At 69.9% G+C, this 24759-nt stretch carries 28 protein-coding genes; 19 read left to right on the top strand and 9 right to left on the bottom strand.

Annotated features, from left to right (window positions below; genetic code table 11):
• Window positions 1–190 precede the first annotated feature (190 nt).
• Both ETD83_RS02740 and ETD83_RS42225 read left to right on the top strand, forming a co-directional pair.
• Complete coding sequence (locus ETD83_RS02740; protein WP_171063994.1) at window positions 191–1018, top strand: hypothetical protein; 828 nt, start codon at window positions 191–193, stop codon at window positions 1016–1018.
• A gap of 136 nt (window positions 1019–1154) precedes the next feature.
• The gene (locus tag ETD83_RS42225) at window positions 1155–1322 is read left to right on the top strand and encodes a hypothetical protein (protein ID WP_171063993.1); all 168 of its coding nucleotides are present in this window, start codon (window positions 1155–1157) and stop codon (window positions 1320–1322) included.
• A 24-nt stretch (window positions 1323–1346) separates the two neighbouring features.
• On the opposite strand, the gene ETD83_RS02735 is transcribed toward ETD83_RS42225, so the two are convergent.
• Window positions 1347–1814, bottom strand: a complete 468-nt coding sequence (locus tag ETD83_RS02735) for an NUDIX domain-containing protein (protein ID WP_205717458.1) — start codon at window positions 1812–1814, stop codon at window positions 1347–1349.
• A gap of 637 nt (window positions 1815–2451) precedes the next feature.
• Here ETD83_RS02735 and ETD83_RS02730 point away from each other — a divergent pair.
• Entirely contained in the window at window positions 2452–2859 is a 408-nt protein-coding gene (locus tag ETD83_RS02730; protein ID WP_138643436.1) for a hypothetical protein, read from the top strand.
• A 115-nt stretch (window positions 2860–2974) separates the two neighbouring features.
• Here ETD83_RS02730 and ETD83_RS43495 read toward each other — a convergent pair whose 3' ends face one another.
• Complete coding sequence (locus tag ETD83_RS43495) at window positions 2975–3130, bottom strand: hypothetical protein (RefSeq protein WP_205717457.1); 156 nt, start codon at window positions 3128–3130, stop codon at window positions 2975–2977.
• Window positions 3127–3288, bottom strand: a complete 162-nt coding sequence (locus ETD83_RS43490) for a hypothetical protein (RefSeq protein ID WP_205717456.1) — start codon at window positions 3286–3288, stop codon at window positions 3127–3129. The genes ETD83_RS43495 and ETD83_RS43490 overlap by 4 nt, the downstream gene beginning before the upstream one ends.
• Before the next feature lie 173 nt (window positions 3289–3461).
• On the opposite strand from ETD83_RS43490, the gene ETD83_RS02720 reads away from it, so the two are divergent.
• Window positions 3462–3695 carry a hypothetical protein gene (locus ETD83_RS02720; protein ID WP_138643435.1) on the top strand — a complete coding sequence of 78 codons (234 nt, stop codon included), beginning with the start codon at window positions 3462–3464 and terminating at the stop codon, window positions 3693–3695.
• 66 nt (window positions 3696–3761) lie between these two features.
• On the opposite strand, the gene ETD83_RS02715 is transcribed toward ETD83_RS02720, so the two are convergent.
• The 3 genes from ETD83_RS02715 to ETD83_RS02705 are packed head-to-tail and all read right to left on the bottom strand — an operon-like array spanning window position 3762 to window position 5861.
• Complete coding sequence (locus ETD83_RS02715; RefSeq protein ID WP_138643434.1) at window positions 3762–4052, bottom strand: hypothetical protein; 291 nt, start codon at window positions 4050–4052, stop codon at window positions 3762–3764.
• Window positions 4053–4095: 43 nt separating this feature from the next.
• Window positions 4096–5166: an epoxide hydrolase family protein gene (locus ETD83_RS02710; RefSeq protein ID WP_138643433.1), complete on the bottom strand. Its 1071-nt coding sequence runs from the start codon at window positions 5164–5166 to the stop codon at window positions 4096–4098.
• Window positions 5163–5861, bottom strand: coding sequence for an alpha/beta fold hydrolase (locus ETD83_RS02705; protein WP_138643432.1), 699 nt, complete (start codon window positions 5859–5861; stop codon window positions 5163–5165). Before ETD83_RS02705 ends, ETD83_RS02710 begins: the two co-directional genes overlap by 4 nt.
• 84 nt (window positions 5862–5945) lie before the next feature.
• Between ETD83_RS02705 and ETD83_RS02700 the strand changes: the two genes are divergently transcribed.
• The 13 genes from ETD83_RS02700 (at window position 5946) to ETD83_RS02640 (ending at window position 20838) form a co-directional block, all read left to right on the top strand.
• The gene (locus ETD83_RS02700) at window positions 5946–6899 is read left to right on the top strand and encodes a helix-turn-helix transcriptional regulator (RefSeq protein ID WP_138643431.1); all 954 of its coding nucleotides are present in this window, start codon (window positions 5946–5948) and stop codon (window positions 6897–6899) included.
• A 124-nt stretch (window positions 6900–7023) separates the two neighbouring features.
• Entirely contained in the window at window positions 7024–7653 is a 630-nt protein-coding gene (locus tag ETD83_RS02695) for a GntR family transcriptional regulator (RefSeq protein ID WP_171063992.1), read from the top strand.
• A gap of 469 nt (window positions 7654–8122) precedes the next feature.
• Window positions 8123–9772 (top strand): ABC transporter substrate-binding protein, encoded by a 1650-nt coding sequence (locus tag ETD83_RS02690; RefSeq protein WP_138643429.1) that lies wholly within the window; start codon window positions 8123–8125, stop codon window positions 9770–9772.
• A 4-nt stretch (window positions 9773–9776) separates the two neighbouring features.
• Window positions 9777–10733, top strand: coding sequence for an ABC transporter permease (locus ETD83_RS02685; RefSeq protein ID WP_138643428.1), 957 nt, complete (start codon window positions 9777–9779; stop codon window positions 10731–10733).
• Window positions 10730–11659 carry an ABC transporter permease gene (locus ETD83_RS02680; RefSeq protein ID WP_138643427.1) on the top strand — a complete coding sequence of 310 codons (930 nt, stop codon included), beginning with the start codon at window positions 10730–10732 and terminating at the stop codon, window positions 11657–11659. Before ETD83_RS02685 ends, ETD83_RS02680 begins: the two co-directional genes overlap by 4 nt.
• The gene (locus tag ETD83_RS02675; protein WP_171063991.1) at window positions 11656–13308 is read left to right on the top strand and encodes an ABC transporter ATP-binding protein; all 1653 of its coding nucleotides are present in this window, start codon (window positions 11656–11658) and stop codon (window positions 13306–13308) included. The genes ETD83_RS02680 and ETD83_RS02675 overlap by 4 nt, the downstream gene beginning before the upstream one ends.
• On the top strand, window positions 13305–14141 hold the full coding sequence (locus ETD83_RS02670; protein WP_138643425.1) for an alpha/beta fold hydrolase: 837 nt from the start codon (window positions 13305–13307) through the stop codon (window positions 14139–14141). The genes ETD83_RS02675 and ETD83_RS02670 overlap by 4 nt, the downstream gene beginning before the upstream one ends.
• Window positions 14128–14916 (top strand): VOC family protein, encoded by a 789-nt coding sequence (locus ETD83_RS02665; protein WP_138643424.1) that lies wholly within the window; start codon window positions 14128–14130, stop codon window positions 14914–14916. Before ETD83_RS02670 ends, ETD83_RS02665 begins: the two co-directional genes overlap by 14 nt.
• Before the next feature lie 94 nt (window positions 14917–15010).
• The gene (locus ETD83_RS02660; RefSeq protein ID WP_171063990.1) at window positions 15011–16441 is read left to right on the top strand and encodes an amidase; all 1431 of its coding nucleotides are present in this window, start codon (window positions 15011–15013) and stop codon (window positions 16439–16441) included.
• Window positions 16442–16470: 29 nt separating this feature from the next.
• On the top strand, window positions 16471–17403 hold the full coding sequence (locus tag ETD83_RS02655; RefSeq protein ID WP_171063989.1) for an NAD(P)-dependent oxidoreductase: 933 nt from the start codon (window positions 16471–16473) through the stop codon (window positions 17401–17403).
• Between the two features lie 5 nt (window positions 17404–17408).
• Window positions 17409–18176: an SDR family NAD(P)-dependent oxidoreductase gene (locus ETD83_RS02650; RefSeq protein ID WP_138643421.1), complete on the top strand. Its 768-nt coding sequence runs from the start codon at window positions 17409–17411 to the stop codon at window positions 18174–18176.
• Window positions 18177–18198: 22 nt separating this feature from the next.
• Window positions 18199–19524, top strand: a complete 1326-nt coding sequence (locus ETD83_RS02645; protein ID WP_171063988.1) for an amidohydrolase family protein — start codon at window positions 18199–18201, stop codon at window positions 19522–19524.
• Window positions 19525–19929: 405 nt separating this feature from the next.
• Window positions 19930–20838: a 2-hydroxyacid dehydrogenase gene (locus ETD83_RS02640; RefSeq protein ID WP_138643419.1), complete on the top strand. Its 909-nt coding sequence runs from the start codon at window positions 19930–19932 to the stop codon at window positions 20836–20838.
• Window positions 20839–21079: 241 nt separating this feature from the next.
• Here the strand turns inward: ETD83_RS02640 and ETD83_RS43485 are convergent, their stop codons facing one another.
• Window positions 21080–21550, bottom strand: a complete 471-nt coding sequence (locus tag ETD83_RS43485; RefSeq protein ID WP_329602670.1) for an MFS transporter — start codon at window positions 21548–21550, stop codon at window positions 21080–21082.
• Window positions 21469–22260, bottom strand: a complete 792-nt coding sequence (locus ETD83_RS02635) for an MFS transporter (RefSeq protein WP_205717454.1) — start codon at window positions 22258–22260, stop codon at window positions 21469–21471. Before ETD83_RS02635 ends, ETD83_RS43485 begins: the two co-directional genes overlap by 82 nt.
• 107 nt (window positions 22261–22367) lie before the next feature.
• Here ETD83_RS02635 and ETD83_RS02630 point away from each other — a divergent pair, with 107 nt between their 5' ends.
• Together ETD83_RS02630 and cutA are read left to right on the top strand one after the other, a co-directional pair.
• Window positions 22368–22739: an ArsR/SmtB family transcription factor gene (locus ETD83_RS02630; protein ID WP_230420630.1), complete on the top strand. Its 372-nt coding sequence runs from the start codon at window positions 22368–22370 to the stop codon at window positions 22737–22739.
• Window positions 22740–22783: 44 nt separating this feature from the next.
• Window positions 22784–23104, top strand: a complete 321-nt coding sequence (gene cutA / locus ETD83_RS02625) for a divalent-cation tolerance protein CutA (protein ID WP_171063987.1) — start codon at window positions 22784–22786, stop codon at window positions 23102–23104.
• Window positions 23105–23368: 264 nt separating this feature from the next.
• Here the strand turns inward: cutA and ETD83_RS02615 are convergent, their stop codons facing one another.
• On the bottom strand, window positions 23369–24745 hold the full coding sequence (locus tag ETD83_RS02615; protein ID WP_138643418.1) for an amidohydrolase family protein: 1377 nt from the start codon (window positions 24743–24745) through the stop codon (window positions 23369–23371).
• Window positions 24746–24759: the final 14 nt, after the last annotated feature.

Raw genomic sequence — 24759 nt, 5'->3', positions numbered from 1 at the left:
CGGACCGCTCATCGGGGCGTATTCCCCCCATGCGGGGTTGCCACAGCGGATCGTTGAAGATGCTCGGGCTCTTTGCTCATCCGGGGGGTGGGGTGCGGCGAATGCACGTCGGAACCTGTTGTCCACGATGAGGAGTCGGTCAATGCGATGGTGGCGGAAAGGGGCGGCATGTGGTGCCGCCCTGTTGGGCATGACGGTGGCGGGCGTGGCGGTGGCGCCCGCGGCCTCGGCGGTGGGCGGGTTGGGCCGTGTGGTCGCCACTGGCGCGTCGGACTCGCTGACGCAAAAGAGCATCGCGGCCTCCTGCCCGGTCGGTAAACGGGTCGTCGGCGGCGGGGGTGAGATCATCGGTGGTGGCGGACAGGTGGTGCTCACCCAGCTCCGGCCGGTTCAAGACGGCGCCGGTGGTCGCTATGTGGTGGCCGGGCGGGAGGACGAGACCGGTTTCACTGGAAATTGGAGCCTGCGTGCGTACGCCGTGTGCGCCGACCCGCTGCCGGGGCTCCAGATCGTCGCCGCCACGTCGGCCACATCGTCCGACCAGACGCGGAACCTCTTCGCGTTCTGTCCGTCCGGTACGAACATGCTGGGATTGGGCGTCCAGGTCAATAACGGATCGGGCCAGGTGCACATCACCGCCGAGGCGAACTTCTTCTTCGATCCGCCGATCGCCAACAACGTCGCCGCGATCGAAGACTCCAACGGCTTCGCCGGGAATTGGAGCCTGACGTCCTATGCGGTGTGCGCGGTGCCCGTCCCCGGCCTGCAGATCGTGTACGGCAGCTCCGCGGCGAGCTCGGCCGGAAAGTCCGCGACTGTCACCTGCCCGCCCGGCACGCGCGTGCACGGCGCTGGTCCGGGCGTGTCGGCCGCGACCAACGCCATCCTGTCCCATCTGGTGGTCGATCGTGTCGTCGTCGACCCCGCGCTGAATCAGGTCACTATCGGCGCGGTCGAGGACGAGACCGGTACTGCGGGCGACTGGACCGTCGGCGTGGCGGCGGTCTGCGCCCAGTAGCTCCGCCAGTGACAGAGCGTTATGGCCAGTCGGAGTGGAGAACCTGGAGGCGAAGGACGTCATTAGGGTCCACACTGTTGTCCACGGCCATCGCGTTCCTTCTTTCTGATCTTGGTCGATTCGAAGGATCTACGCGGTGGCCGTCTCACGTCACGACGCCACGCTCTTCACCTGCGGAAACTCGTACACCACCTCCGTGGACGCAACCTACGCACCTCAGCGGCGCGGACCTGCGCGGGGCGATCGGGTGTCGGAGCAGGAGATCCAGGCGGTGGCGCGCGTGGACGCACGCACCCGGTTCTGAGGTGTCCGGGAATCGATGGTTCGGTCAGGACGGCAGGTAGGCCACGTGGCCGGTGCGGCGCGCTGCCAGCGCTCGCGGCAGCCGGTGGGCGGTGGTGGCCGCCATGTGCGCGGCGGCGCCGGTTGGTGGCAGGAAGGCGTAGGCGGCGATCTCGTCTTCCTGCACGGTGATGGCGGGGGCGTCGGTGAGGGTTCCGCCGTCGAAGATCAGGTAGATCATCGAGCGGAGCCGGTTGCCGTCGGCGGCGGCGAAGTCGACGGCCAGCAGCGGGCCGGCGGGGCGGTCCAGGCCGAGTTCTTCACGGATTTCCCGGCGGCAGGCCAGGTGCGGGGGTTCGCCTTCTTCGGCGACGCCGCCGGGCAGCCCCCAGTCCTTGCGGTAGTGGGTCTTGACCAGCAGCACGCGGCCCTGGGGATCGGTGAGCAGCATGCCGGTCGCCAGGTAGCAGCCGGGTAGCGTTGCGTACCAGGTCACTGGGTCGATCCACGCCACCGAGCGATGGTAGCCGCGCCCCGTCCCGGGGGTGTCGGATGCGGTGGATGTCGGCCGGATGCGGTGACTTGCGAGCAGGGTCGAGACGGTTCCCGTTTGACTGGTCCGCCGTGAACCGGATGGGGCGCCCTTCAGCGCAGAGCACAGCACGAACTCGCGAAACCGGCTGCGCAGGCCGGGGGAGTGGCCCTGACCGGGCTCGGTCTGGCCGTGCTGGCGGCGGTATACGCGGTGGCGATATGGCGGATGCCCGACTGGATCGGGGTGTCCGAGCCCCGTACTGCAGTGAGGCAATACCTACAATGGCGACAAATGTATGTTGCTGACGCATCCAGACTCCGATAGATGGACGGTCATGATCGTCCGGGGACGCTGGTGGCATTACCAGGAGGGATTGTTGGATTTCCTGGTCGGAACTCTTCAGGGCAGAGTGCATTGCCCACTCTTTCCGGATTTTTCAAGAAGACGCCCGCGAACGAGAAGATCACCGCGATCAAGACCACGTTCCGGCTGACGGACGAGGAGATCGCCAAGATCGAGGACGACCTCGGGTCCCGGCACCCTCACCGGCCGCACCATCACCGTCAACTACGGCTACCGCTACTCCGGCCGCACCTACGACTTCGATGCTGACGAAGTGGCGATCGTCCGGCACCTCCGGGACGAGCTGGGGCTGGTGCTCGACGCCTCCCCCGAGCTGGCGGACGCTACCTCCATGGCCCAATTCCGCAAGGCGATCGAAGCGATCGATGAGCCGCCCGGCACCGTCCGGGAAATGATCAGATGGATCCGGGTCTGGCGGGATCAGAGCATCGACTGCCACCTGATCGACGAGCACCTGCACGGCATGCCGCCCAAGTTCGTCTACTTCAGCGACTACGACATCATGCCGGGCAAGGTGTCAGTCCCCGACCTGATCGCCCGTCGCGACCAGGGCGAGTTGAAGCTTGGCGAACAGGCACTGATCTCCCTCCTGGCCCAGGCCGGCGCCACGCTGGAGGAGTTCAACCAAGCGCGCAACCCACGCCCGGAATTCTCTCAATAACAGGTACCGGGCTGGCAGTCTCCTTCGCGCGGGCCCAAAATCGAGCGCCGGTAGTGCAGCGCTGGGGTGAACGGCAAGGTCCAGGCTGCGCCCCAGTGGAACCAGGTCACTTGCGCTATTGGGCCCGGCTGATCTCGGCCAGGAGCGGCGCCAGGGGTGGAGTGTGGTTGTTCCACAGGAAGTTGATCGTGGTGGGGGCGAGGAATTCCAGGCGCGTGCCAATGACGGCCTCAGCGAGGTAGAGGCGCCGGTCGCGGACGCCGACGGTCATATCACACGGGAACAGAACCCCTGGCCGCGCTGCCGGAACTCGCCGACGTTGACCAGCCGGGGCAGCGCCTGCGGGGCGCGGGTGAGCAGGTCGGCCTGAACGCGGGCGGCGTGGAAGGACAGCTGCGCATGCTCCGCGCCGGGCTTGACGGTGGGCAAGTCGGCATAGGGACTGGAGCGCCGATTCCCCACCACCACCGCGCGAACGGTGGCAGCGTCGCCGCCATGACGAACGCGAGTACGGGCACGGCCAAGATGACGCGGACGACCGGCCCGACGACGGGGGCGATTCACTCGGCAACTACGTGCTGGCTACGGCGGCTACCGCTGAGGTGCTGCGCGAGCACGGTGGATGGACACCGGCCGCCCACGAGCAGTTGCGGTGCGGCAACGACGCGTTGGACGCCCAGTGCCTGCCCGTCCCGGTCCGCGGCGCGGCGGCGGCCATTCCGGAGATCGTGGTCAAGGAGCGAGAGCGCGACCTGCTACGTCGGCTGGAGGCGTTCATCGAACGGATGACCCCACTGCTCCCCGACACCCACGGCACGCAAGAGGAACAGGCATGAGCACGTCGCGGGCGGGCACTCCACGGGTGCTGCTGAACGGCGACGGTACCTCGGTCGCCCCGGCAACTAGATGAGTGGGATGGCGTCGGTGCGAGCGGCGACTCCCGCGCCGCGGATGGCCTGGACGGTCCCGTCGGCGAGTCGGGTCTGCTCGATCTTGACGATGATACGGCCGAGCGCGTCCTGTTCCTGCAGGTGCCCGGCCAACCACACGTTGACGCAGCTCATCTCCTGCCCAGTGCGGGCCTTGAACGCCTGGCGGCGCTCCTCGATGAGCTGCCCGATCCAGACCGAGGGCCGAACTGTCGTGTCCCGCGCGTGGGGGTGGAACGCCTCGGTATGCGCCGTGAGGAGCATGCCGACCGAACGAGTTCGCCCAGGGCAAGGGGGCGACGAGGGTTTACGTCATGCTTGAGGTGAAGAAGGCGCGGATGTCGCCGGCGAGCAGGTCGGGGGCCTCGTGTGAGGGGTGGTGCCCGCCGCTATCGAAGTCGCTCCAATGCACGATGCGCCGGTGGTCCCGTTCCGCGAGGGCGCGGATCGAAGGGAAGAAGTCGCCGGCGAAGCGGGCCAGGCCGAGGGGGAACGATGAGGGTTCTGCCGGAGGCTGGTTTCCGTGGTAGCCGGACAGGGCCGCGGAGCCCGCGCTGTCGGTGAGCCAGTAGATCGTGGCGTTGGTGAGGACGTAGTCGTCGCCGACCGTCTCGCCGAACAGCTGCAGGTTCCAGGCGAGTTGGCCGGCGGGGGAGTCGGCCAGCGCGTGCGCGAGCGTCTGCGGCTGTGTGGCCTGGAGTCGGAGATAAGCGCCCTTGTGCGCCACGAACCCCTCCAGCGCGCGAAGCCGTGCCACGTCCTCCCGGTTCAGCGGCGCCGACTCCGCCGGATCTCCTGAGGGCAGGGAGAAGATCTGAGTGACGTGCACCCCGGCGACGTGCTCGGGGTCAACGCGGCCCAGTTCCACGGAGATGAGCGAGCCGACGTCATTGCCGTGCACGCCGTAGCGGTCATATCCGAGCCGCCGCATGAGCTCCGCCCATGTCCGGGCGATGCGGTGGTGGTTCCAGCCGGGCTCGTCCGGCGCGCCGGAGAACCCGAAACCGGGAATGGAGGGGATCACTAGGTGGAACTGGCCGCTCAGCCGGCCGATGAGCGGCAGGTATTCCGCTACCGACATCGGCCAGCCGTGCGTAAGGATCAGTGGGACGGCGTCCGGCCGCGCCGAGCGGACGTGCAGGAAGTGGATCTCCAGCCCGTCGATCTCGGTGATGAACTGCGGGTGGGCGTTGATCCGGGACTCCCACGCCCGCCAGTCGTACCCGTCGCGCCAGTACTCCACCAACTTCCGGAGGCGGGCGGTCGGCACGCCGAGCCCGTCGCCGGGCAGCGGCCGGGTGAACCGGGTCGCGGCAAGGCGGCCGATCAGGTCGTCCAGCCGGTGCTGCGGAATCTCCACCCGGAACGGCCGGATCACGACCTGGCCGCCTTGTCGAGGACCCCGGCCAGTTCCCCGGGCCGGCTGATCATCGGCCAGTGGCCGCTGTCGAGGGTGACCAGCTCGTGGCCCGGGGGAGCGGCCGGGTCGCCTGGGTCGCCGGAGCAGGCGACATAGGTGCGCGGTATCCCGTCCACGGCGCTCAGGTCGGCGGGCGCGGGGTCGCGGTAGGTGTTGACGGGCTGGCCGGTTCCCCGGGCGCGCAGCCACGCGCGGTCGCCGGGGGTGAGCTCGTGCCGGCCGAAGTTGGCGTCGAGCACCTCATCGCTGAGCACGGGGATCAGACCGTCCTCGACGGTTTGCATGATCGCCTCTTCCGCATCTGGCGGGAGGATGCCGAACAGCGACTTCCCCGCCTGTGGAATGGTGGCGGCGACGTAGACGATTCGGGCGACGCGGTCCGGAATTCTGCTGGCGGCGACCGTCGCCGGAGCGCCTCCGTATGAGTGCGCGACGAGCACCACGTCGCGCAGCCCGGCGAATTCGATCGCGGCGACGATGTCGGTGGCGTGCGTGCCGAGCGTTGTCGCCGCCGAGCCGAGGTGCGCGCGATCGCCGAAACCGGTGAGCGTCAGCGGGTGCACGTCGTGGTCGGCGGCGATGAGGATCGGCGTGACCCGTTCCCAGGCCCAGGCGCCGAGGAACGATCCGCCGACCAGAACGATGGTGGACATGCCTGCTTCCTTTCGAGAGAGCTTCGGGGAAGCAAAGGCTAGGGAGGATTGTGGACGCTTTCTGCCCTCATTAGACTGTGGGCCGTGTCACGTCCGGCGACTCGCGTCCTAGCATTGCTCGAACTGCTGCAGGACCGCGGGCTCGTGTCCGCCGGGGAACTGGCCGGTCGGCTCGGGGTCGACCCCCGGGCGGTCCGCCGCTACGTCACCGCCCTCCGCGAGCTCGAAATCCCGGTCGAGTCGGTCCGCGGACGGTACGGCGGCTACCGGCTCGCCCGCGGCTACCGGCTGCCCCCGCTCATGCTCGGCGACGACGAGGCCGTCGCCGTGGCCATCGCGCTGGCCGCCGCGGGCGAGCGCGAGAAGACCGGCGAGCCCAGCGCCACCGACCGTGCGCTCCTCAAGCTCAACCGTCTCCTGCCCGGCGCGCTCCGCGAGCGCGTCATGATGCTTCTCGCCACGACCGGCGCCACGGCCGCCGGCGCGCTGACACCGGATCCGGATCTGGCCCTGATACTGGCGGCCGCCGTGCACGGGCACCGCACCGTCCGGATCGAGCACGCCCGCGGCGTCCGCGACGTGGATCCGTACGGCCTCGTGGTGCACAGCCGCCGCTGGTACCTGGTCGGCCACGATCACCTCCGCGGCGATCTCCGCGTCTTCCGTCTGGACAGGATCGCCGACGCCGCCGAGTTGCCGCGCCGATTCTCCCCGCCCAGCGGGGTCGACCCGGTGGAGCACGTCCTGCGGACGCTGACACTCGGCGCGTGGACGCACCGCACGGAGGTGTGGCTCGACACCGACCCGGATACCGCGCGGGCGCGGCTGCCGGTCACCTTCGGCGAGTTGCACTTGTGCCCCGAGGGTGGCGTGCTCCTGGTCAGCGGCGCAGAGGACCTGCCGGCCATGGCCCGCCTCCTGACCGGGCTGCCCTGGCGGTTCACCATCAGGTCGCCGCCTGCCCTGGTCGCGGCGCTGGCCGAGCACACCACGGCACTCACGGAAGCTCTTGTACGCTCACGCGAGGCGCGGCCGTGATCGCCTCCTGCGCTCGCGGCACAACGTGGCCAACGGCTTCCCGCAGGGCGCCCTTCGGCATACTCGGTGTATGGTATACGAGATGGCACTTGATCCGGTTTCCAGAACAGACACGCTCGCAGACGTGGTGTACACCCAGCTGCACGACGCGATCGCGACGCGTGCGCTGTCTCCTGGCGCGCGGCTAACCGAAGCGGGTGTCGCCCAGCAGCTCCAGGTGAGCAAGACCCCTGTGCGCGAGGCGCTGCTGCGCCTCCGGCAGGTGGGCTTGATCGAGCCGGACGGACTCCGCGGCAACCGCGTGATCAAACGCTCCGAGCAGGTCCTGCGTGACGCCTACGAGACGCGGCAGGCGCTTGAGGCATTCGCCGTGACGGCCGCCGCAGAGCGTGGCTCCGACGATGCCCTCGCCCACATCAGGGACCTCGCCGAAGGGTCCCTGACGGCCGCGCAGGCCGGTGATCTCGACGGCTATTTCGGCCTGGACCGGGAGTTCCACGCGGCGATCGCCGAAGCGTCCGGCAACCAGCGGATCGCCGGCCTCATCCACGACGCGGCGACCCTGATGCGTGCGCTGCGGCACGTTGAGGCCCTCGCCCAGGCCGGGATCGTCGCATCCGCGTACCAGCACGTCGCCATCGCCGAGGCACTGGCCCGGCGCGACGAGGCTTCGGCCGCCAGGCACATGCGCGACCATCTCGCCGCAGTCGAGGAGCTCTTCAACGACCGCGACCGGCCGTCCGCGTCCGCCTGAACGTCACCCACCCGTCGCCGTCGGTGACCGGTCCGGTGGACCGGCCGACAGCGTGTTCCAGAGCGCGGCGGCGTGCCGTCGCACTTCTCGCCGAGCGGACCAACGACCAACACACACAGCCCTCGACACTTGGGTCGAGCACTACATCCCAGTAACCGAATCGGCCGATCCGGGCTCGCTCCTCAAGTCACGGCACCAGTCGATCAGGCACGGCACCATGCGTTGGACGACCCTCCAAGGCGCGTTCGCGAAGGCCGCCGACGCCGCTTGAATCGAGCTGGTTTCGACGCCGGGCATCCGGTTCCGGCCCCAGGGGCGGTTGAGCGCCCGCACCGCCACCGCCGCCTTGAGTCATCGAACCCCTGCTCTACCTCCGCAAACGTCCGCATGGGGAGTATTGACCGTCATATCAGATATGGAATACCGTACACGGAACGTCAAAACTGGCGAGTGACCCGAGGAGCCAGTCATGTCCAACGTCGACAGTCGAAACGCCACAGATCCCCGCACGGCCACCGACGGGAAGGCTCCGGTGTTCGGACGTCGGGACGTTCTCAGCTTCGGTGCTCTCAGCGGAGGCATGCTGGCGCTCAGCCCCTTCCTGGCCGCGTGCAAGAGCGACGCCGCACCCGCGCTGACACCTCAGCGTGGCGGTCGGCTGCGCTTCGCCGGCGCCGGCGTCCAGTCGGAGACGAAGAACGTCTTCAACACCAACTCGCCGCAGGAGATCGCCCGCAACCGGCACCTCTTCGACTGGGTCGGCTACATGGAGGGCGGCGAGCCCGTCCCGTACATCGTCGAGTCGATCGAGCCGGCGGACGACGTCAGCCGGTGGCGCATGCGGATCCACAAGGAGGCGCGGTTCTCCGACGGTTCACCGGTCACGGCGGCCGACGTCCTGTTCTCGCTGCGCTCGGCCAGCGATCCGAAGATCGGCGGCGGGTTGCTGAGCGCCGCGGCGGCGTCGATCGACTTCAAGGCGTCCCGTACGGTGGGCAAGGACGTGGTGGAACTGCGCCTGACGGAACCGCTCGCCGACATGGACACGCAGATCTACGCCGGCAAGGTCTATGTGATCAAAGCCGGCTCCCACCTCAGCAAGCCGGAGAGCTTCACGGTCGACAACGTCGTCGGGTCAGGTCCGTACACCTTGGCCGACCTGAAGGTGGGCCAGTCAGCCAAGCTTGCGATGAACGAGAACTACTGGGGCCGCGGGCTCCTGGGCGGAGGCCCGTACTTCAGCGAGATCGAGGTCTTCAACATCCCCGACCCGACGGCGCGGCTCAACGCGCTTCTTGGCGGGCAGGCCGACCTCGCGGCGAAGCTCGACTACGCCGGAGCGAAAGTGAACGCCTCGAACTCGGCCTTCTCGTTCACCAAGACCGATCGTGTCTACGCGAACGAGGGCTGCTTCATCATGAACTCGAGGAAGAAGCCGTTCGACGACCCGCGCGTGCGGCTCGCGTTCAAGCTCGCCTGCCAGCGCGAAGCCCTCGTCAAGGGCGCCCTGCTCGGCTACGGCTCGGTCGCCAACGACCTGCAGGGCATCGGGTTCCCGGACTACTACGGTGACGAGTTGCCCCAGCGCGCCTACGATCCCGCACAGGCCCAGGCGTTGCTGCGGCAGGCCGGCGTCGCCGGTGAGACCGTCGAGATCTCCGTGTTCCCCGGTGTCGGAACCGCGGCGGCGGCACAGATCTACGCGGAGCAGCTGGGCAAGGTGGGGATGAAGGCGCGGGTCCGCGAGATCACGCCCCCCGAGCTGTTCAAGAACTTCCCGACGTTCAGCAACATTCAGGTCCTCGCCGTGGCGGTTCCGGGGAACCAGCCGTTCGCGACCTCGGTGGCGCCGCGGTCACTGGTCTCCAAGTCGACGTTCAACGTCGCCGGCTGGCTCGACCGCGACTGGGACCGGCGCCTTCTCGCCGCCCGGGCCACCACCGACCAGGCGAAACGCAAGAAGTTGATGTTCCGGCTCCAATCGGAGTTCTGGGACGACAGCGGCTGGATCGTGTGGGGCTACCAGACCATCGTCAACGGCACGGCCTCCTCCGTGCACGGGGTCAGTCTTGCTGGCGTCGAGGACGCGCCGAGCGTCCGCAAGGCATGGAAGTCCTAGGGGGATGCGGGTCGCGCGCTTCCTGTTCCTCCGGACCCTGGGCGGCCTGGCGATGCTGCCGCCGCTGTCGGTCCTGGTGTTCGCCGCGATCGAGGTGCTGCCCGGCGACGCGGCGGTCTACGCGCTCGCCGGTCAGAACCCGTCCGCGGAACTGATGGCCGAGACGCGGCACCGACTCGGCCTGGACCGGTCACCGCCCGAGCGGTATCTCGACTGGTTCTCCGGGCTGCTGCAGGCAGACATGGGCCGTTCGGCGATCAACGGGCAGTCGGTGTCCGCGGTGATCGAAGGCCGGATCGGGAACACGGTGATCCTCGGCGTCCTGGTGATCCTCCTCATGGTCCCGCTGGCCCTGGCCGTCGGAGTCTTCGCCGGAACCCGGGAGGGCCGTATCGGTGACCGTGTCTTCTCGCTGATCACGCTGTGCCTCGTCGCCATCCCCGAGTTCGTGCTGGCCGCCGCCCTGATCGTCATCTTCGGTTTCGGGTTGAAGCTCCTGCCGGCCACGTCGATCTTCCCGGTGGAGGACTCCCCGCTGATGCATCCGACCGTGCTCGTGCTCCCGGTGGCGACGCTGACCCTGGTCGCCGCGAGCGGCGCATCGCGGCAGGTGCGAGTGGGCGTCGCCGACGTGATGCGCTCCCGTTACGTCGAGTTGGCGCGCCTGAAAGGCCTGCCGGAGAGGCGGGTCGTTCTGCGGCACGTGATCCCCAACGCCGTCGGCCCGTCGCTGCAGGTCTTGGCCGGCAGCGTCGGCGTCGTCATCGGGGGATCGGTGATCGTCGAGACCGTGTTCTCCTACCCGGGGCTCGGCTCGGCGCTCGCCGCGGCCGTCACGACACGGGACTTCGCTCTTGTAGAGGGCATCGTGATGGTCCTCGCGGCGGCACTGATCATCGCCTACACCGCCGCCGATCTGGCGGTCAGCCTTCTCACTCCGAAGTTGCGGACGGCGCTATGAAAGCGATCACCGAACACGGGGCCGGGGACCGCCCGACGGCGACCGTGCTGCAGCCCGGCGACGAGTTCGCGCGGGAACTCGGCGGCGGGGCGTCCCCGGCGAGGCGGCACTTCGCCTCCGCCGTCCCGTCGGCCAGCGGATGTGTCGTCCTGGCCGTTGTCCTCTTCACGCAGCTGGCGCCCTTCCTGGCGCCGCATCCCGTCCGGGAGGTCATCGGCGCGCCCTATGCCGGGCCGGGGGAGGCCGGCGTCCTCGGCACCGACTACCTCGGGCGGGACCTGCTGAGCCGGTTGCTGGCCGGCGGTCGATCGCTGATGCTGCTGGCGGCGGCCTGCACGATCGCGGCCGGTGTCCTCGGCACGGCGCTCGGGCTCCTGCTCGGCTACATCCGCGGGGTCGCCGCGGCCGTCCTGAACCGGGTCGTCGACCTCTTCCTCATCCTTCCCCCGCTGGTCGTCCTGCTCGTGCTCACGTCCGGCTCGGCCCGGGGAACGACGATCCTCATCCCGACGATCATGATTTCGGCCGCGCCGTACATCGCCAGGATCGTCCGCACGGCGACGCTCGGCGTCGTGCGCAGCCCGTTCGTCGAGGCCGCGGTCCTGCGCGGTGAGTCACGCCGGGCGATCCTCCTGCGGGAGATCCTGCCGAACATCGCCGGTCCGGTGCTCGCCATCACCGGACTGCTCCTGATCTATTCGATCTTCGTGATCGCCTCGGCCGGCTTCCTCGGCGTCGGCACCCAGCCGCCGGCAGCGGACTGGGCGCTCATGATCAAGGAGAACATGCCGGGCGTCACCCTGAGCCCGTGGCCGGTGGCTTTCCCCGCACTGGCCATCATCGCCCTGGCCGTCTCCGTGAACATCTTCTCCGACGGCCTGCACCGGCGTATCGCCGGTGGCCGAGCAGGACGGGACGGCGCGTGAATCCCCTGGTTGAAGTCGAAGGCCTGACCATCGAAGATCATGCGGGCCGGACGATCCTGCATGAGGTTTCGTTCTCGGTCGGCGCCGGCGAGGCGGTCGGCGTTGTCGGGGAGTCGGGGTCGGGGAAGACGACCACCGCGCTGACGCTTCTCGGGTGGGTGCGACACGGGCTCCGGGTCGTCTCCGGCCGGGTGCGGGTCGCGGATGCCGAACTCACCGGGCGGCCGGAGAAGGAAGCCCGTGCGGCGCGCGGGCGGCTCGTCGCCTACGTCCCGCAGAGCCCCGCCTCCGCGCTCAGCCCCCTGATGCGGGTGGGCGACCAGATCACCGAGATCCTCACCGGCATGACGGCGGCCGAGCGGGCGGCACGCGTCGCGGAGACGCTCGACCTCGTCGAGCTGCCGGACGACGAGGATTTCCGGCGCAAATTCCCGCACCAGCTGTCCGGCGGCCAGCAGCAGCGGCTCTGCCTGGCCCTCGCACTGGCGAACCGCCCCAAGGTCCTCGTCCTCGACGAGCCGACCACCGGCCTGGACGTGATCACCCAGGCGGCGGTCCTCGCACACCTCGACCGGATCCGGCGGGATCTGAAGGTGGGGGTGATCCTGGTGTCGCACGACCTCGCGCTGGTCGCCGCGCACACCGACCGCGTCGTCGTGATGTACCAGGGCCGCGTCGTCGAGGCGGGCTTCAGCCGGAGCCTGCTCGCCCGGCCGTCGCACGAGTACACCCGCGGCCTCGTCGCCGCGGTCGTCGACCATCGTGCCCTCGGCGGATCACCGGCCCGTGCCGTCATCTCCGCGGCGCCGGATGGTCCCCCGGCCATCGGGCCGGTGTCGCTGCTGGCCGTCAAAGATCTCCATGCGAGCCACCGTACGAAGGGCCGCGCGATCGTCGCGGCGGAGGGGATCTCGTTCGAGATCCGCGCGGGAGAGTGCCTGGCGATCGTCGGGCAGTCCGGCTCGGGTAAGACGACGATCGCCCGCACCGTGGTCGGCCTGCACCGGGCGGACCACGGGGCCGTCCTCCTGGACGGCTCGCCGCTCCCGCCTTCGGCCACCGCGCGCGGCAGGGACGAGCTCCGCCGGATCCAGTACATCTTCCAGGACCCCTTCGCGTCGCTGAACCCGCGCCGGACGGTCGGGGACTCCATCCGGCGGCCGTTGCGCGTCCTGCGGGGGATGCCCGAGCGCGAGGCCCGCGCTGAGGTCGCGCGGCTGCTCGAGCGGGTGCGGATCCGGAAGGACATCGCCGCCGCGTATCCCGGGGAGCTCTCGGGCGGCGAGTGCCAGCGCGTCGCCATCGCCCGGGGCCTGGCCTCCTCCCCGGACCTGCTCGTGTGCGATGAGATCACCTCGGCGCTGGACGTTTCGGTGCAGGCCTCGGTGCTCGAACTGATCAACGAGCTGCGCCGTGACCTGGACCTGGCGCTCCTGTTCATCTCGCACGACCTCGGTGCGGTCAGCGTCGTCGCCGACACGATCATGGTGGTCGAGCGCGGCCGGTGCCGGGAGTACGGGCCGGCCGGCGAGGTGCTGCGCACGCCGCAGGACCCCTACACGTGCCGTTTGGTCGAGGCGGCGCCTTCACTGTCGGAGGCCCTGGTCGCCTCCACCAGACCGGCCGACGGAGCGGGGGTCGCCAAGTGAGCGGCGCTTCGGAGTACACCGCCGAGCACGTGATCATGCCGGACGGATGCCCCCTCTACGTCGAGCGCCGCGGCGTCGGCCGACCGGTTCTACTGGTGCACGCCGGCGCGGAGGACTCCACCGGATGGGTTTCGCAGGCCGAGGCGCTCGCCGCGGCCGGGTACGAGGCGTTCGTCTACGACCGGCGCGGCACCGGCCGCAGCGGGCGGGACGGGTGGCCGGTCGACGGGGCCCCGGGGCATGCGCGCGACGCCGTTACGCTGCTGACGGCACTGGACCTCGCCGAGGTGACCGTCCTGGGCGTGAGCTCGGGAGCGATGGTCGCGCTGGAACTCGCCCTGCGCGCACCGGCGTCGGTCGTTCGGGCCCACGTGCACGAACCCCCCGCGTTCCGACACGTCGGCTACGGGATGGAGGAGTTCGAGCGTCTCGACGGCACCGTCCGGCACGCCCTCGCCGGGACGCCCGGAGATCACGCCGGCGCCTACGCCGCACTGATGGAGGCGGTGAACGGCGAGGGCTCCATCGCCCGGATGGCGCCCGGCCGCTGGGCGATGGAGGCGAGGAACGCGGAGGCCTTCATCCGCGACGACCTGCCGCTCATCGCCCTGCGGCGGTTCTCCGACGGCGAACTCGCCCGTCTCGCGCCGCTCGTGCGGCTGACCGTCGGATCGGAGAGTCCGTCGTTCCTGCGCCACGTTGCCGCCGCCCTCCGGGCAAGCGGGGGCTGGTCCCACCAGGTGCTGCCCGGGCAGGGTCACACACCGCACCTGAGCGAGCCCGAGATCTTCGTCGATCTTCTGGTGAAGGCGGCTGCCGATGAGCAGACCTGAGTTCGACCACCTGATGATCGCCGTCGCCGACCTCGACACCGCTGCGGCGCGGTACCGGGGGCTTGGTTTCGACGTTCGGGCGGGCGGTCGGCACCACGCCCTCGGCACGGAGAACGTGATCATCCCGTTCCGGGCCGGGCGCTACATCGAGCTGATCGGCGTGCGCGACGCGGTCGCGGCGAGACGGCGCCTCAACGAAGGCGCCCGGTTCGTGGAACTCGTGGACGCCTATGACGAGATTCCCCTGATCTTCGTGCTGCGCGCCGGAGACCTGGAGGACGTCCGCGCGCGGCTGGATTCCGCCGGTATCGCCATGGGTGGGCCGGACCGGCTGTCCCGCGACGATCCGGCGGGCCGGGCCGTGGCCTTCTCGGTGCTGCAGCCGGGCGCCGGTCCGTGGCGGCGGGGCTTTCCCTCGTTCATCGACTGGGGTGACGCCCCCCTGCCGGCGGCCGTGCCCGGCGACCACCCGAACGGCGCCACGGACATCACCGCCCTCGACGTCCTCGTGCCGCGGGTGGAGCCGCACATGCGGCACTACCGCGCGCTCGGATTCGAGGCGGTCGCGCATGGCGAGGAGGACCGCGGCGTGATCGGCCTCGGCGGCGTGGAGTTGCGGCTCGGCGGGCCGTCGTCCGGCGCGGGCGCGGCCGAGGCGCTGGCCTCGCATGGGGCCGGCGTCTGCGCGGTACGCCTGTCCGGGAACGAATCCTTCACCGCCGGCCCCGCGGTCGGCAGGCCGTTCTCCCTGCGTCTCGACCGGTGGGCCGGATGAGCCGGCCCCGGATCTGCGGGCAAGCGCGAATCCGGCGGCCGGGCGGCGTCGCTCCGCCGGCCGACGGCGACAACCGGATGACAGGAAGGAAGCCGTGACCGTGGCGAACGAGCCGAGACGGCTGGCGATTCCACCCGACCCGATCTGCCGGATGTCCGCCTGTGAGATCCGCGCCGCGTACGCGGCGGGGGAGTTGTCGCCCGTCGAGGTGCTGGAGGCAGTGCTCGCCCGCGCCGAGCGGGTCGATCCTTATCTATCGGCGCTGTACTGGCGCTTCGACGAGTCCGCGTGGACGGCCGCCGCCGCGTCGGAACGTCGCTGGCTGCGCGGCACGCCCCTCAGCCGCCTCGACGGGCTGCCGATCACCGTCAAGGACAACATGGACGTGCCGGGCGCGCCGACGTACCTGGGATCCCGGACGAATCTGTTCACGCGCTTTCCGGCGAAGCGGGATCCGCTGGTCGGTGCGTTCCTCGACCGCGGCGCCGTCCTGTTCGCCAAGTCGACGATGGTGGAGACCGGCCTGTTCTCAGGGAGCTTCAGCGCCCTGTACGGGCCGGTGCGCAACCCGTGGAACCTGGCCAAGAGCACGGGCGGTTCTACCTCCGGCGGCGCGGCGGCGGCCGCCGCGCACCTCGGCCCCGTCCACCTGGGCACCGACGGCGGCGGGTCGCTGCGGTCGCCCGCGGGCGGCTGCGGGTGCGTCGCGCTGAAGGCCACCGCGCAGTCCGGGCCGTTCGGCCATCCGCCCGGCGATGTTCCCCGGTCCAGCGGTATGCGGGGGTTCATCAGCCGGGACGTCGACGACCACATCTTCGTGTTCGACGAGGTCGCCGGGCCGGCCGGAGCCCCGCGCTGGGAGTCGCTCGGCGACCTGCGCGTCGGGTACCTGCCGAACGCGAGCGCCGACCCGGGCGTCGGCGACGTCCATCCCGTCGTGCGGGCGGCGGTCGAGGCTGCACTCGACCGGCTGAGCGGGACGGTCCGCATCGAGGAGATCCCAGAGCCGATCTTCGAAGGCCCGATGTGGGAGGCTGCCGTCGCCGCGGCCTTCGCGCGGATCGGCCGGTCGCTGGACGGCAGGCCGCCGGAGTTCGCCGAACGCCTGCACCCGGTGGTACGGGAGACGGTCGCGCGGGCGCGCGCCTCGGCCGGATCCGCGGACCAGGCCGACAGGGTGGTCCGCGAGCTCACAGAGCGGTTCGGCCGCCGCCTCACGTCCACGTTCGAACGCTATGACCTGCTGGTACTCGCCTGCAATTACTACCCGTCCTTCGACGCCGAGCTGCCCTGGCACGACGAATGCGCCGTGATCGAAGAGCTCGCCTACGGGTGGACGTCCGGGGCGTGCCCGCACGTCGGGTGGGCCAATGGCGGCCCTCCCAGCGTCAGTATTCCCTGCGGCCTGGACCGCGATGGGGTGCCGATCGGGCTCCTGCTCGTCGGCCGGCCGGGCCTGGACCCCGAGGTTCTCTGGGCGGCGCGGCGGTTCGAGGAACGACTGGAATTCCCTGCTCTCTTCTGAGGGCACGGTCAACCGGAAAGAGGATCTCCGTGCGGAAACTGAAGCAGCGCATCGGGCAGGTCGGGCTGGGCTCGATCGGCCGGATCTATGCCCGGCACCTCCTCGACGCCGCCGAGGAGGTGAGTGTGTTCGACCTCGACCGGGCGCGCGTCGACGCGGTCGCGCGCGATGGCGCGACCGGGGCCCGCAGCGCTCGGGACCTGGCCGCCGCGAGCGAAGTCATCGTCGTGTCGCTGCCCAACCCGCCGGCCGTCGAACAGGCGTTCCTGGCCGACGACGGAATCCTGGCGGGCGCCGCCCCCGGGACGGTCGTCCTGGATCTGAGCACCGTGTCACCCGTCACGAGCCGCCGGATGTACGCGGCAGCGGCCGAGCACGGCGTCGCCTACCTCGACACGCCGGTCAGCGGCGGCGCGCCGATGAACGGGGGCGTCGAGGGTGCGGCCGCGCGAACGATCACCTTCATGGTCGGCGGGGACGCCGATGCCTTCGAGAAGGCCAAGCCGGTCATGGACGCACTGGGCAAGGTGTACCTCCACATCGGCCCGTCCGGTAGCGGAAGCACGATCAAACTCATCAGCAACATGATGTCCGGCGTCTACACGCTCGTCACGGCGGAGGCGTTCGCGCTCGGCGCGGCCGTCGGGCTCTCGCCCGAACGCCTGCTGGAGGTGTTCCAGCATACCGACGCCAAGTCCTACTTCATGACGGATTATCTGGTGCCACGCCTGCTTCGCGGGGACCTCGATCCCGGATTCAGCGTGGCACTGCAGTTGAAGGACCACCGTCTTGCAGCCGACCTCGGTGACGAACACCGCGTGACATTGTCGCTCAACGAGCAGGCGATACACCTGTACGAGCTGATGGTGCTCCAGGGGCACGCCGAACGGGACGTCACCGAGGCGCTTCCCTTCTTCGCGGAACAGGCCGGCCAGTCGCTCCCCGTCGCGGCGTCCGGATGACGGGCATGGGCCGACTGGCCGGGCGCCGCGTGCTCGTCACAGGCGGTGCCGGCGGAGCCGGGGCGGCGAGCGTCCGCCGCTTCGCCCGCGAAGGCGCGCATGTCCTGTTCGCGGACGTGGACGGGCCGGCCGGCCGGGCGCTTGAGGCCGAGATCGGGTCGGCGGGCGGGCAGGCCCACCTCATCGAGGCCGACGTCTCACGGGCGGACGATGTGCGGCGGTACGTCGCGACCGCCGCCGAACGGCTCGGAGGCGTCGACATCCTGTTCAACCACGCGGGAACGGTGCTGGTCGAGCGACTGATCGACACCTCTGAGGAGGACTGGAACCGGCTCCTGGCGATCAACGTCACTAGCATGTTCCTGATGTGCCGGGAGGTGCTGCCCCACATGATGGCGGCCGGCCACGGAGTGATCCTCAACACGTCGTCGATCTCGGGTCTCACCGCGTCCCCCAATGAGAGCGCCTACTGCGTCACCAAGGGCGCCGTCCTGCAGCTCACGCGGGCCATCGCCGTCGAGTACCGCGCGCACGGGATCCGCGCGAACGCGCTCTGCCCCGGGTTCATCAGGACCGCGCACGGGCGGCGCGAGATCGACGAGCTCGTCGCCCACGGCGCCGGCGACGTCGAGGAAGAGATCGCCGGCCGGCAGGGCCGCCTCTGCGAGCCCGAGGAGATTGCCGCGGCGGCGCTCGCCCTGGTGAGCGACGACACCGCGATCGTCAACGGCGCCGCGCTGGTGGCCGACAACGGCTGGATGGCGATGACGTGACCGTAAGGAATTGGAGATGCCCATGAGTTCGATCGATGTGCTCATCAAGGACGTCAGAATCGTCGCCTGCGACGCCGACAACACGGTCATCGACCGGGGATATCTGGCCGTCCGCGGCGGGAAGACAGATGCGTTCGGGCCGATGGACGACGGGATGGTGCCGGCACATGCGGCCGAAGTGATCGACGGCACCGGCCTCACCGTTCTCCCTGGCCTGGTGAACGCGCACATGCACTTTCACTACCGGCGTCTCGGCGGTCCGGTCGGGCCGAACATCCTCGGGCCCGTGGCGCTGGACGCCCTCAAGTCCACGCGGACCGCCTTCAACCTTCTCCGCGAGGGCGTCACCAGTGTCCGGGACCTCGGCCACAACGACGACTCCCGGTTGCACGTCCGCGACGCGATTCGCGACGGGGTCATGGTCGGCCCCCGGGCGACCGTCTCGGGCGCCGCGATCGGGATGTCATACGGCCACGCATACTTCGTCGCCGAGAGTGTCGCGACGCTGGACGGCCTGGTGGAGACCATCCGCCGGCAGGCCCACGAGGGCGCCGACCTCATCAAGATCATCGCCAGCAACGAGGACCTTCCGCACCCGCCCGGCGACGAGCTGACGGTGCCCTGGTTCTCCGCGAAGGCCGTCCAGGTGGCGGTGGAGACCGCGCACGAGTGCGGCCTGCCCATCGCCGCCCACGCGAACGGGTCGCGGGCCCTTGAGCGGTGCATCGAGGCCGGCGTCGACACGATCGAGCACGGGATCTACCTTTCGGCCGACCATGCGTCCGCCATGGCCGAACGGGGCATCGCTCTCACTCCGACGCTGTCGGGGTTCTTCGAGAACAGCCGCGAGTTCTGGGGACGGTCCTGGCAGCCGCGTTACGCGGCGCTATGGAACGTCCACCAGAGGACGATCGGCAACGCCGTGGACGCGGGCGTGCTGATCGGCACCGGGACCGACACGCTCGGCACCGTCGCGCAGGAGGCCTGGTTGCTGCACAAGTACGGCGGTGCCTCACGCGCCGCCGCCCTGGCTGCCGCGACGCGGAACGGCGCGCAGATCGTGCGCCAGGGAGCGGGCGTCGGAACCCTGACCCCGGGCACCCGAGCCGACCTGGTCCTCGTCGAGGGCGCCCCCGACCGCGACCTGCTCGATCTGGGACGCACGCGGTACACCTTCCTCGCCGGCCGGTGCTTCACCCGGCGGGAACTAGGCAAGCTGATCCCCGGCCATCAGTTCTTCGTGGACGAGTTGGACGGCCCGGACGCCCTGCCGTCGTCCGCCCGTGCCGGTAGAGACGAGAACGCGGTCGGCACCGGCGGCCTGCTGCGGGTCAGCGCCGGCTGCTGACCCTTCGACCCTGTTCCAGTAGCCTGCCGGCAGGCAGGTCTGCGGCGCAGATCGTGCTGGAAGCCCCGCCTCACGGTGTTTTCTCCCGGCGCAGCCATGCCACCCAAGCTGGCGGAGCCGCCGGTCTGGGGGGCGGCGGACCTCCGGCCGTCCGAGGTACGGTCCTCTGACACTCCCGTCGGTCCGGTCGGCGACGCCGCTGTCACCGCGCGGAAGGCTGAGTTGGACGCTCGATCGGCGCGCGTGCCGCAGGATGCGAAGACGACGGCAGCACACAGGGCGGTCCCAGCGGCCCGGGGGCGGTTCGGCCGCCGTTGGGCGGAGGGCGGGACGGCCCCGCGGAACACCCAGGCGGCGCGCCCGGATCCACGAGTCATGAACCGGCGCTGAGCGGAGGGAATCCGGATGCGGGTACTGCTGCACTACGACATGGACCATGCCGAACCGGGCCTGGACATCGTGAGCTGCTCGGAGCGGGACGACGAGCGCTTTGCCGCGCTGCTGCCCGACACCGAGGTCATCTGGCACGTGTTGCGTCCCCTCACCGCCGCAGACATGGAACGGGCCCCGAAGCTGAAGTTGATCCAGAAGCTCGGCACCGGGGTGAACACCATCGACCTGGACGCCGCCGCCGAGCGCGGGATCCGGGTGGCGAACATGCCGGGCCGCAACGCGCAGGCCGTGGCGGAGACGAGCCTGCTGCTGATGCTGGCGGTGCTGCGCCGCCTCGTGGCGTTCGACGCACGGATGCGGCGCGGCGAGGGCTGGCACGCCGACCGTGCGCTGGTGGGCGGCGAGCTGGGTGGCCGGACGGTCGGGCTGCTCGGCGGCGGGGAGATCGCGGGGCTGCTGCGCGGGATGCTGGAGGCGATCGGCGCGAACGTCGTCTACACATCGCGCCGGCCGCGCCGCGACGACCCTTCCTGGAGGGAGCTGGACGACCTGCTGCGGGCGAGCGACATCGTGTCGGTGCACGTCCCGCTCACCGGCCGAACCCGCCATCTCCTGGACGCGGACAAGCTGGCCCTGCTGCCGCCGGACGCGATCGTGGTGAACACGGCGCGCGGCGCGGTGATCGACGAGGCCGCCCTCATGGACGCCCTGGCGTCTGGGCACCTGGGCGGCGCCGGGCTGGACGTCTTCGAGGAAGAACCGGTGGAACCGGACAACCCGCTCCTCGCCCTCGGCAACGTCGTCGTGATGCCGCACGTCGCCTGGCTGACCGGTGAGACCTGGGCTCGGTACTTCGAAGTGGCCGCGCGGAACTGCCACCGCCTCGCCCGCGGCGACGAACTCCTCCACCGCGTCATCTAACCTCGGGCTTCGCCTGGGGCGGGCGGAGTGTGTCTGCTGACATGAGAAAAGTGCCTCTGGCCTGGAAGGATCGGGATTGCGAAGGAAGGCGAACTTGCCGAACTCGATGGATCCGGCTGGCGGCCGCTACGCCCGGCGGAACTGTGCCAACTCGGCCTCACCCCGTGACTTGCACCACCAGGCCGGGGAGCCCCGGAACCGGCAACGACTCCGGAGCTCGTGGCGGGGCCCGGCAGGGGCCTCACGTTTCGGCCTTCTCCGGGGTGGAGGGGGTCGGCTGAGGTGCTGCGGGCGCACGGCGGCGTGCGGTTGTCAGGTGGTAGAGCAGCGCCAGGGTCGTGACACCGGCGGCTGGCGGCCCCATTGCGGCGGGCGCGATGGCGAGCCACTCCTGTGCCAGTCCACCCAGGGCGCCGCCGAGGGCCATTCCGACGTAGATGGCCGAGGAGTTGAGGCCGAGCAGAATCGGTGCCGCAGCCGGGCTGAGGGCGATGAGTCGGTGCTGTTGGGGCACGACGACGACGCCCAGGGCCGCGCCCCAGACTGCGGCCCACGCCGGGGTGGACACGAGCGTGGTGGTCGCCACCGAAGTGAGGGCGAGGGCGACGGCGGCGATGATGAGAGGCCCGGTCAACACCCGCGCGGGATCGTGCCGGTCGACCAGCCGTCCGGCGATGATGTTTCCGGCCAGGATGCCGATTCCCCAGGCCAGCAGGATGACGGTGAACAGCGATTGGGAGCCGCCGGTCGCATCCTCCAGGGCCGGGCCGATGTAGGTGTAGAGGTGTAGGTGCCGAGGAAGACCAGCGTGGTGACGGCCAGCAGCGCGAGGACCCGGCCTTGTTTGAGTGGGCGCAGCCGGTCGCCCAGTGAGGCGGCGGGAAGTGTCACCTTCGGAAGGCCAGCGGCGATCCAGATGATGGCGACGAGGCCGACCCCGGCGACGGCCCACAGGGTGATGCGCCAGTCGGTACGGCCGATCAGCATGCCCAGAGGCAGGCCCAACGCCGTCGCCAAGGTGAGCCCGCCGAGCACGAAGGCCAGTGCCCTGCCTCGGCGTGCCGGTGGCGCAATGGCCCCCGCAGCGCTGGAGGCGACAGAGTTGATCATCCCGGCGCCGACTGCGGTGACGACGCGGGCGATCATCACCTCGTAGCCGGTGCCCAGGGCGGTGAATGCGTTGCCGGCCACGAAGACGCTCAACGCGATCAGCAGCGCGGACCGTCTGTCCAGTCCACTGGTGAGCGCGCCCATGACAGGCGCCGACACGGCCATCACCAGGGCGAACACCGTCACCAGCTGCCCGGCGGCGGGAGTGGAGACCTGCAGGTCGGTGGCGATGGCCGGGAGCAGGCCCGCGATGACGTAGCTGTCGGTGCCGACGGCGAAGGTCGCCAGGGCCAGCGGAAGAAGTCGCTTCAACACCGGGTGGTGCCGCCTTTCCAGAGGACCTCAGAAGTACCGAGGGGAAACCCTAGGCAACATATGGATGCTTGTCCATGTATCCATGGGTTGATAGCGTGGCGGGTGTGCGGAACACGGGGGCGGCGATGCGTAAGGTGTCACAGCCGACGACCGAGGCCATCCGGCTGGTGGAGGTGCTGCGGGCTTTGGCCGATCCGGTGCGGCTGGACCTCGTCCTGCGGCTCGACCGGATGGGCGAGGACTTCTGCAACGCGATCGGCGCCGAAATCGACGTGCACCAGACGACGCTGTCGCACCACTACCGGGTGTTGCGCGAGGCCGGCGTGACGTGGACGACCGTGCAGGGCCGATCCCGGCTGGTACGGCTGCGCCGAGAGGACCTCGACGCACTGTTCCCCGGCCTGCTCGACTCTGTACTGAGCGCACAACGCCGAACACGCGATACCGCAACCACCAGCACTGTCAAGGCGCCGTAGGCGCCGGCTCCCCGGCATGGACGTGGGTCGGTATGGTCTGGCGCATGACCGACTACTTGCAGGTCTCTACCACCACCGCAAACCGTGAGGCCGGCATGTCGCTCATCCGCTCCGCGGTCGGTGCGAGACTCGCAGCATCCGGCCAGGTGGTCGGGCCCGCTGGGGCGGCATTCCGGTACCTTGAGGAGCTGGGTACAGGCGAGGAGTGGCAGGTCTTCCTGCGCACGACGAGCGACCGATATGCCGAGTTGGAAGCGCACCTGATCGAACACCATTCCTGGGACAACCCTGAGGTGACGTACACGCGGATCGACGGCGGGTCGGCAGCGTACTTGCAGTGGCTCAAGCGGGAGACATCGCCCTAGCCTGGTCGATCACCTCGATCACCTCGATCACCTCGATCACCTCGATCACCTCGATCACCTCGATCACGGCTGGGACGGAGGCGTGCCGACGCAGCCGCTGGACCACCTCCGATACGCCGGTTGCATCCACGGCCCCTACCGATCACCGAACCCGACCAGATCGCCCACCTGAGCATCCGAAGAGCCCCACGTCTGGGCGGAATCCTCAACGAGGACGAGCATGCTGCTTGACCTGCGCGGATGGAGTTTTCGGCAGAAGCGGGGTCACGCCAGCCCGATGCTCTCCCGCAGGCGGAGCGCCGATGCGCGGGCGTGTGTCACGGTCTCGCCTGCGTCGAACCTCGTGGGCTGATCTTCGTCAAGGACGACCGCGCCGTTGACGATGACGGTGCGGACTGATCCGCGCGCGCCGAGCACGCCTGTTTCAAGATCGGTATCGGCTCCCAGCGCCTGTGAGGCGGCCGGCCACCGGATGACGAGATCGGCGCGCAGCCCCACTCGCAGCTCGCCGAGGTCGCGGGCGCCGACCGTGCGGGCCGCGCCCGAGCAGCGCATCTGGAGCACTTCGGCGGGTCGGGCGGCGTCACCCGCCATGGTCGACGCCGACACCGCGAGAGTTCCGAGGACGTCGAGGTTGCCGATGCGTGCGATGTCGCTGCCGATGCCGACGGGTAGCCCGCGGCGCCAGAGCTCAGGCATCCGCGGCTGGGCGCCGGGCCTGGAAAGTGCCTGCATCTGCCCGTATGGGCACCATACGAGCGATGCTCCGGCGTGGACGAGCAGGTCGGCGTCCGCGGCGGTGACGCGGTTCATGTGCACGAACGAAGTGTGCTCGTCGAGCAGCTCGGCGTCGGCCAGCCGTTGCACGGTAGTGCGGCCGTGCCGCTGCTCTTTCGAGATGGCCCCCGCTTGCCTGTAGCCGAGATGCTCCTGGACGGTGACGCCGCCACTCCGGGCGACCTCGACGGCGTGCCGGTACAACTCGGAGGAGTCGCTCGCCTCTCCGTACAGTCCGACGAAGCCTCGGACGAGCCCGTCCTCCTTGTTCCGGAAGAGCTGGCCGCCGACCCGGGACTTGGCCTCGTCGGTGGTGCGCGGCCACCGTTCGAGGAAGCCCCCGCCGAAAAGCTCTGGGTAGGACGCGGCGAGTTCGTGTCCCAAGTCGGCGACGTACGGGTCGGTCAGCCACGCCCGGATTCCCGCCTGCGAGGCCGTCTCGGCGACGGCGTCCGGATCGTAGACGGTGCCCGGGTCGACGAAGCCGGTATAGCCGGCGCGGAACAAATCGAGAATGGCCAGGCGGGCGCTCGCCACCTCGTCGGCGGTGGAGATCCGCGCTTTCCAGTGCCCCATCGTCTTTCCGGCGCGTTCGAGGGCCGGGAGGGCAGAGCGGGCGGTGTACTGGCTGATGTGCATGTGCGCGTCGATGAAGCCGGGGTGCACGACCGCCCCGGCGGCGTCGATCGCACGATCCGCCCGGTACCGCCCGGCGACCACGCCGTCGGGGCCCAGGCCGACGATGAACCCGTCCTTGATCGCGACACTGCCGGAGATGACCGTGCCGGCCTCATCGGCCGTCACGATGAGCGCCCCGGAGATGATGAGGTCGCATTCGTTCACGACGCCTGTCTGGTAACTCATAGGACCTTCCCGAG

Origin of the sequence: Actinomadura soli, from assembly GCF_005889715.1 — a bacterium.
Classification (GTDB): domain Bacteria; phylum Actinomycetota; class Actinomycetes; order Streptosporangiales; family Streptosporangiaceae; genus Spirillospora; species Spirillospora soli.
The sequence above is the reverse complement of the archived record's forward strand: the minus strand, read 5'-3'. Positions and strand labels throughout refer to the sequence as shown.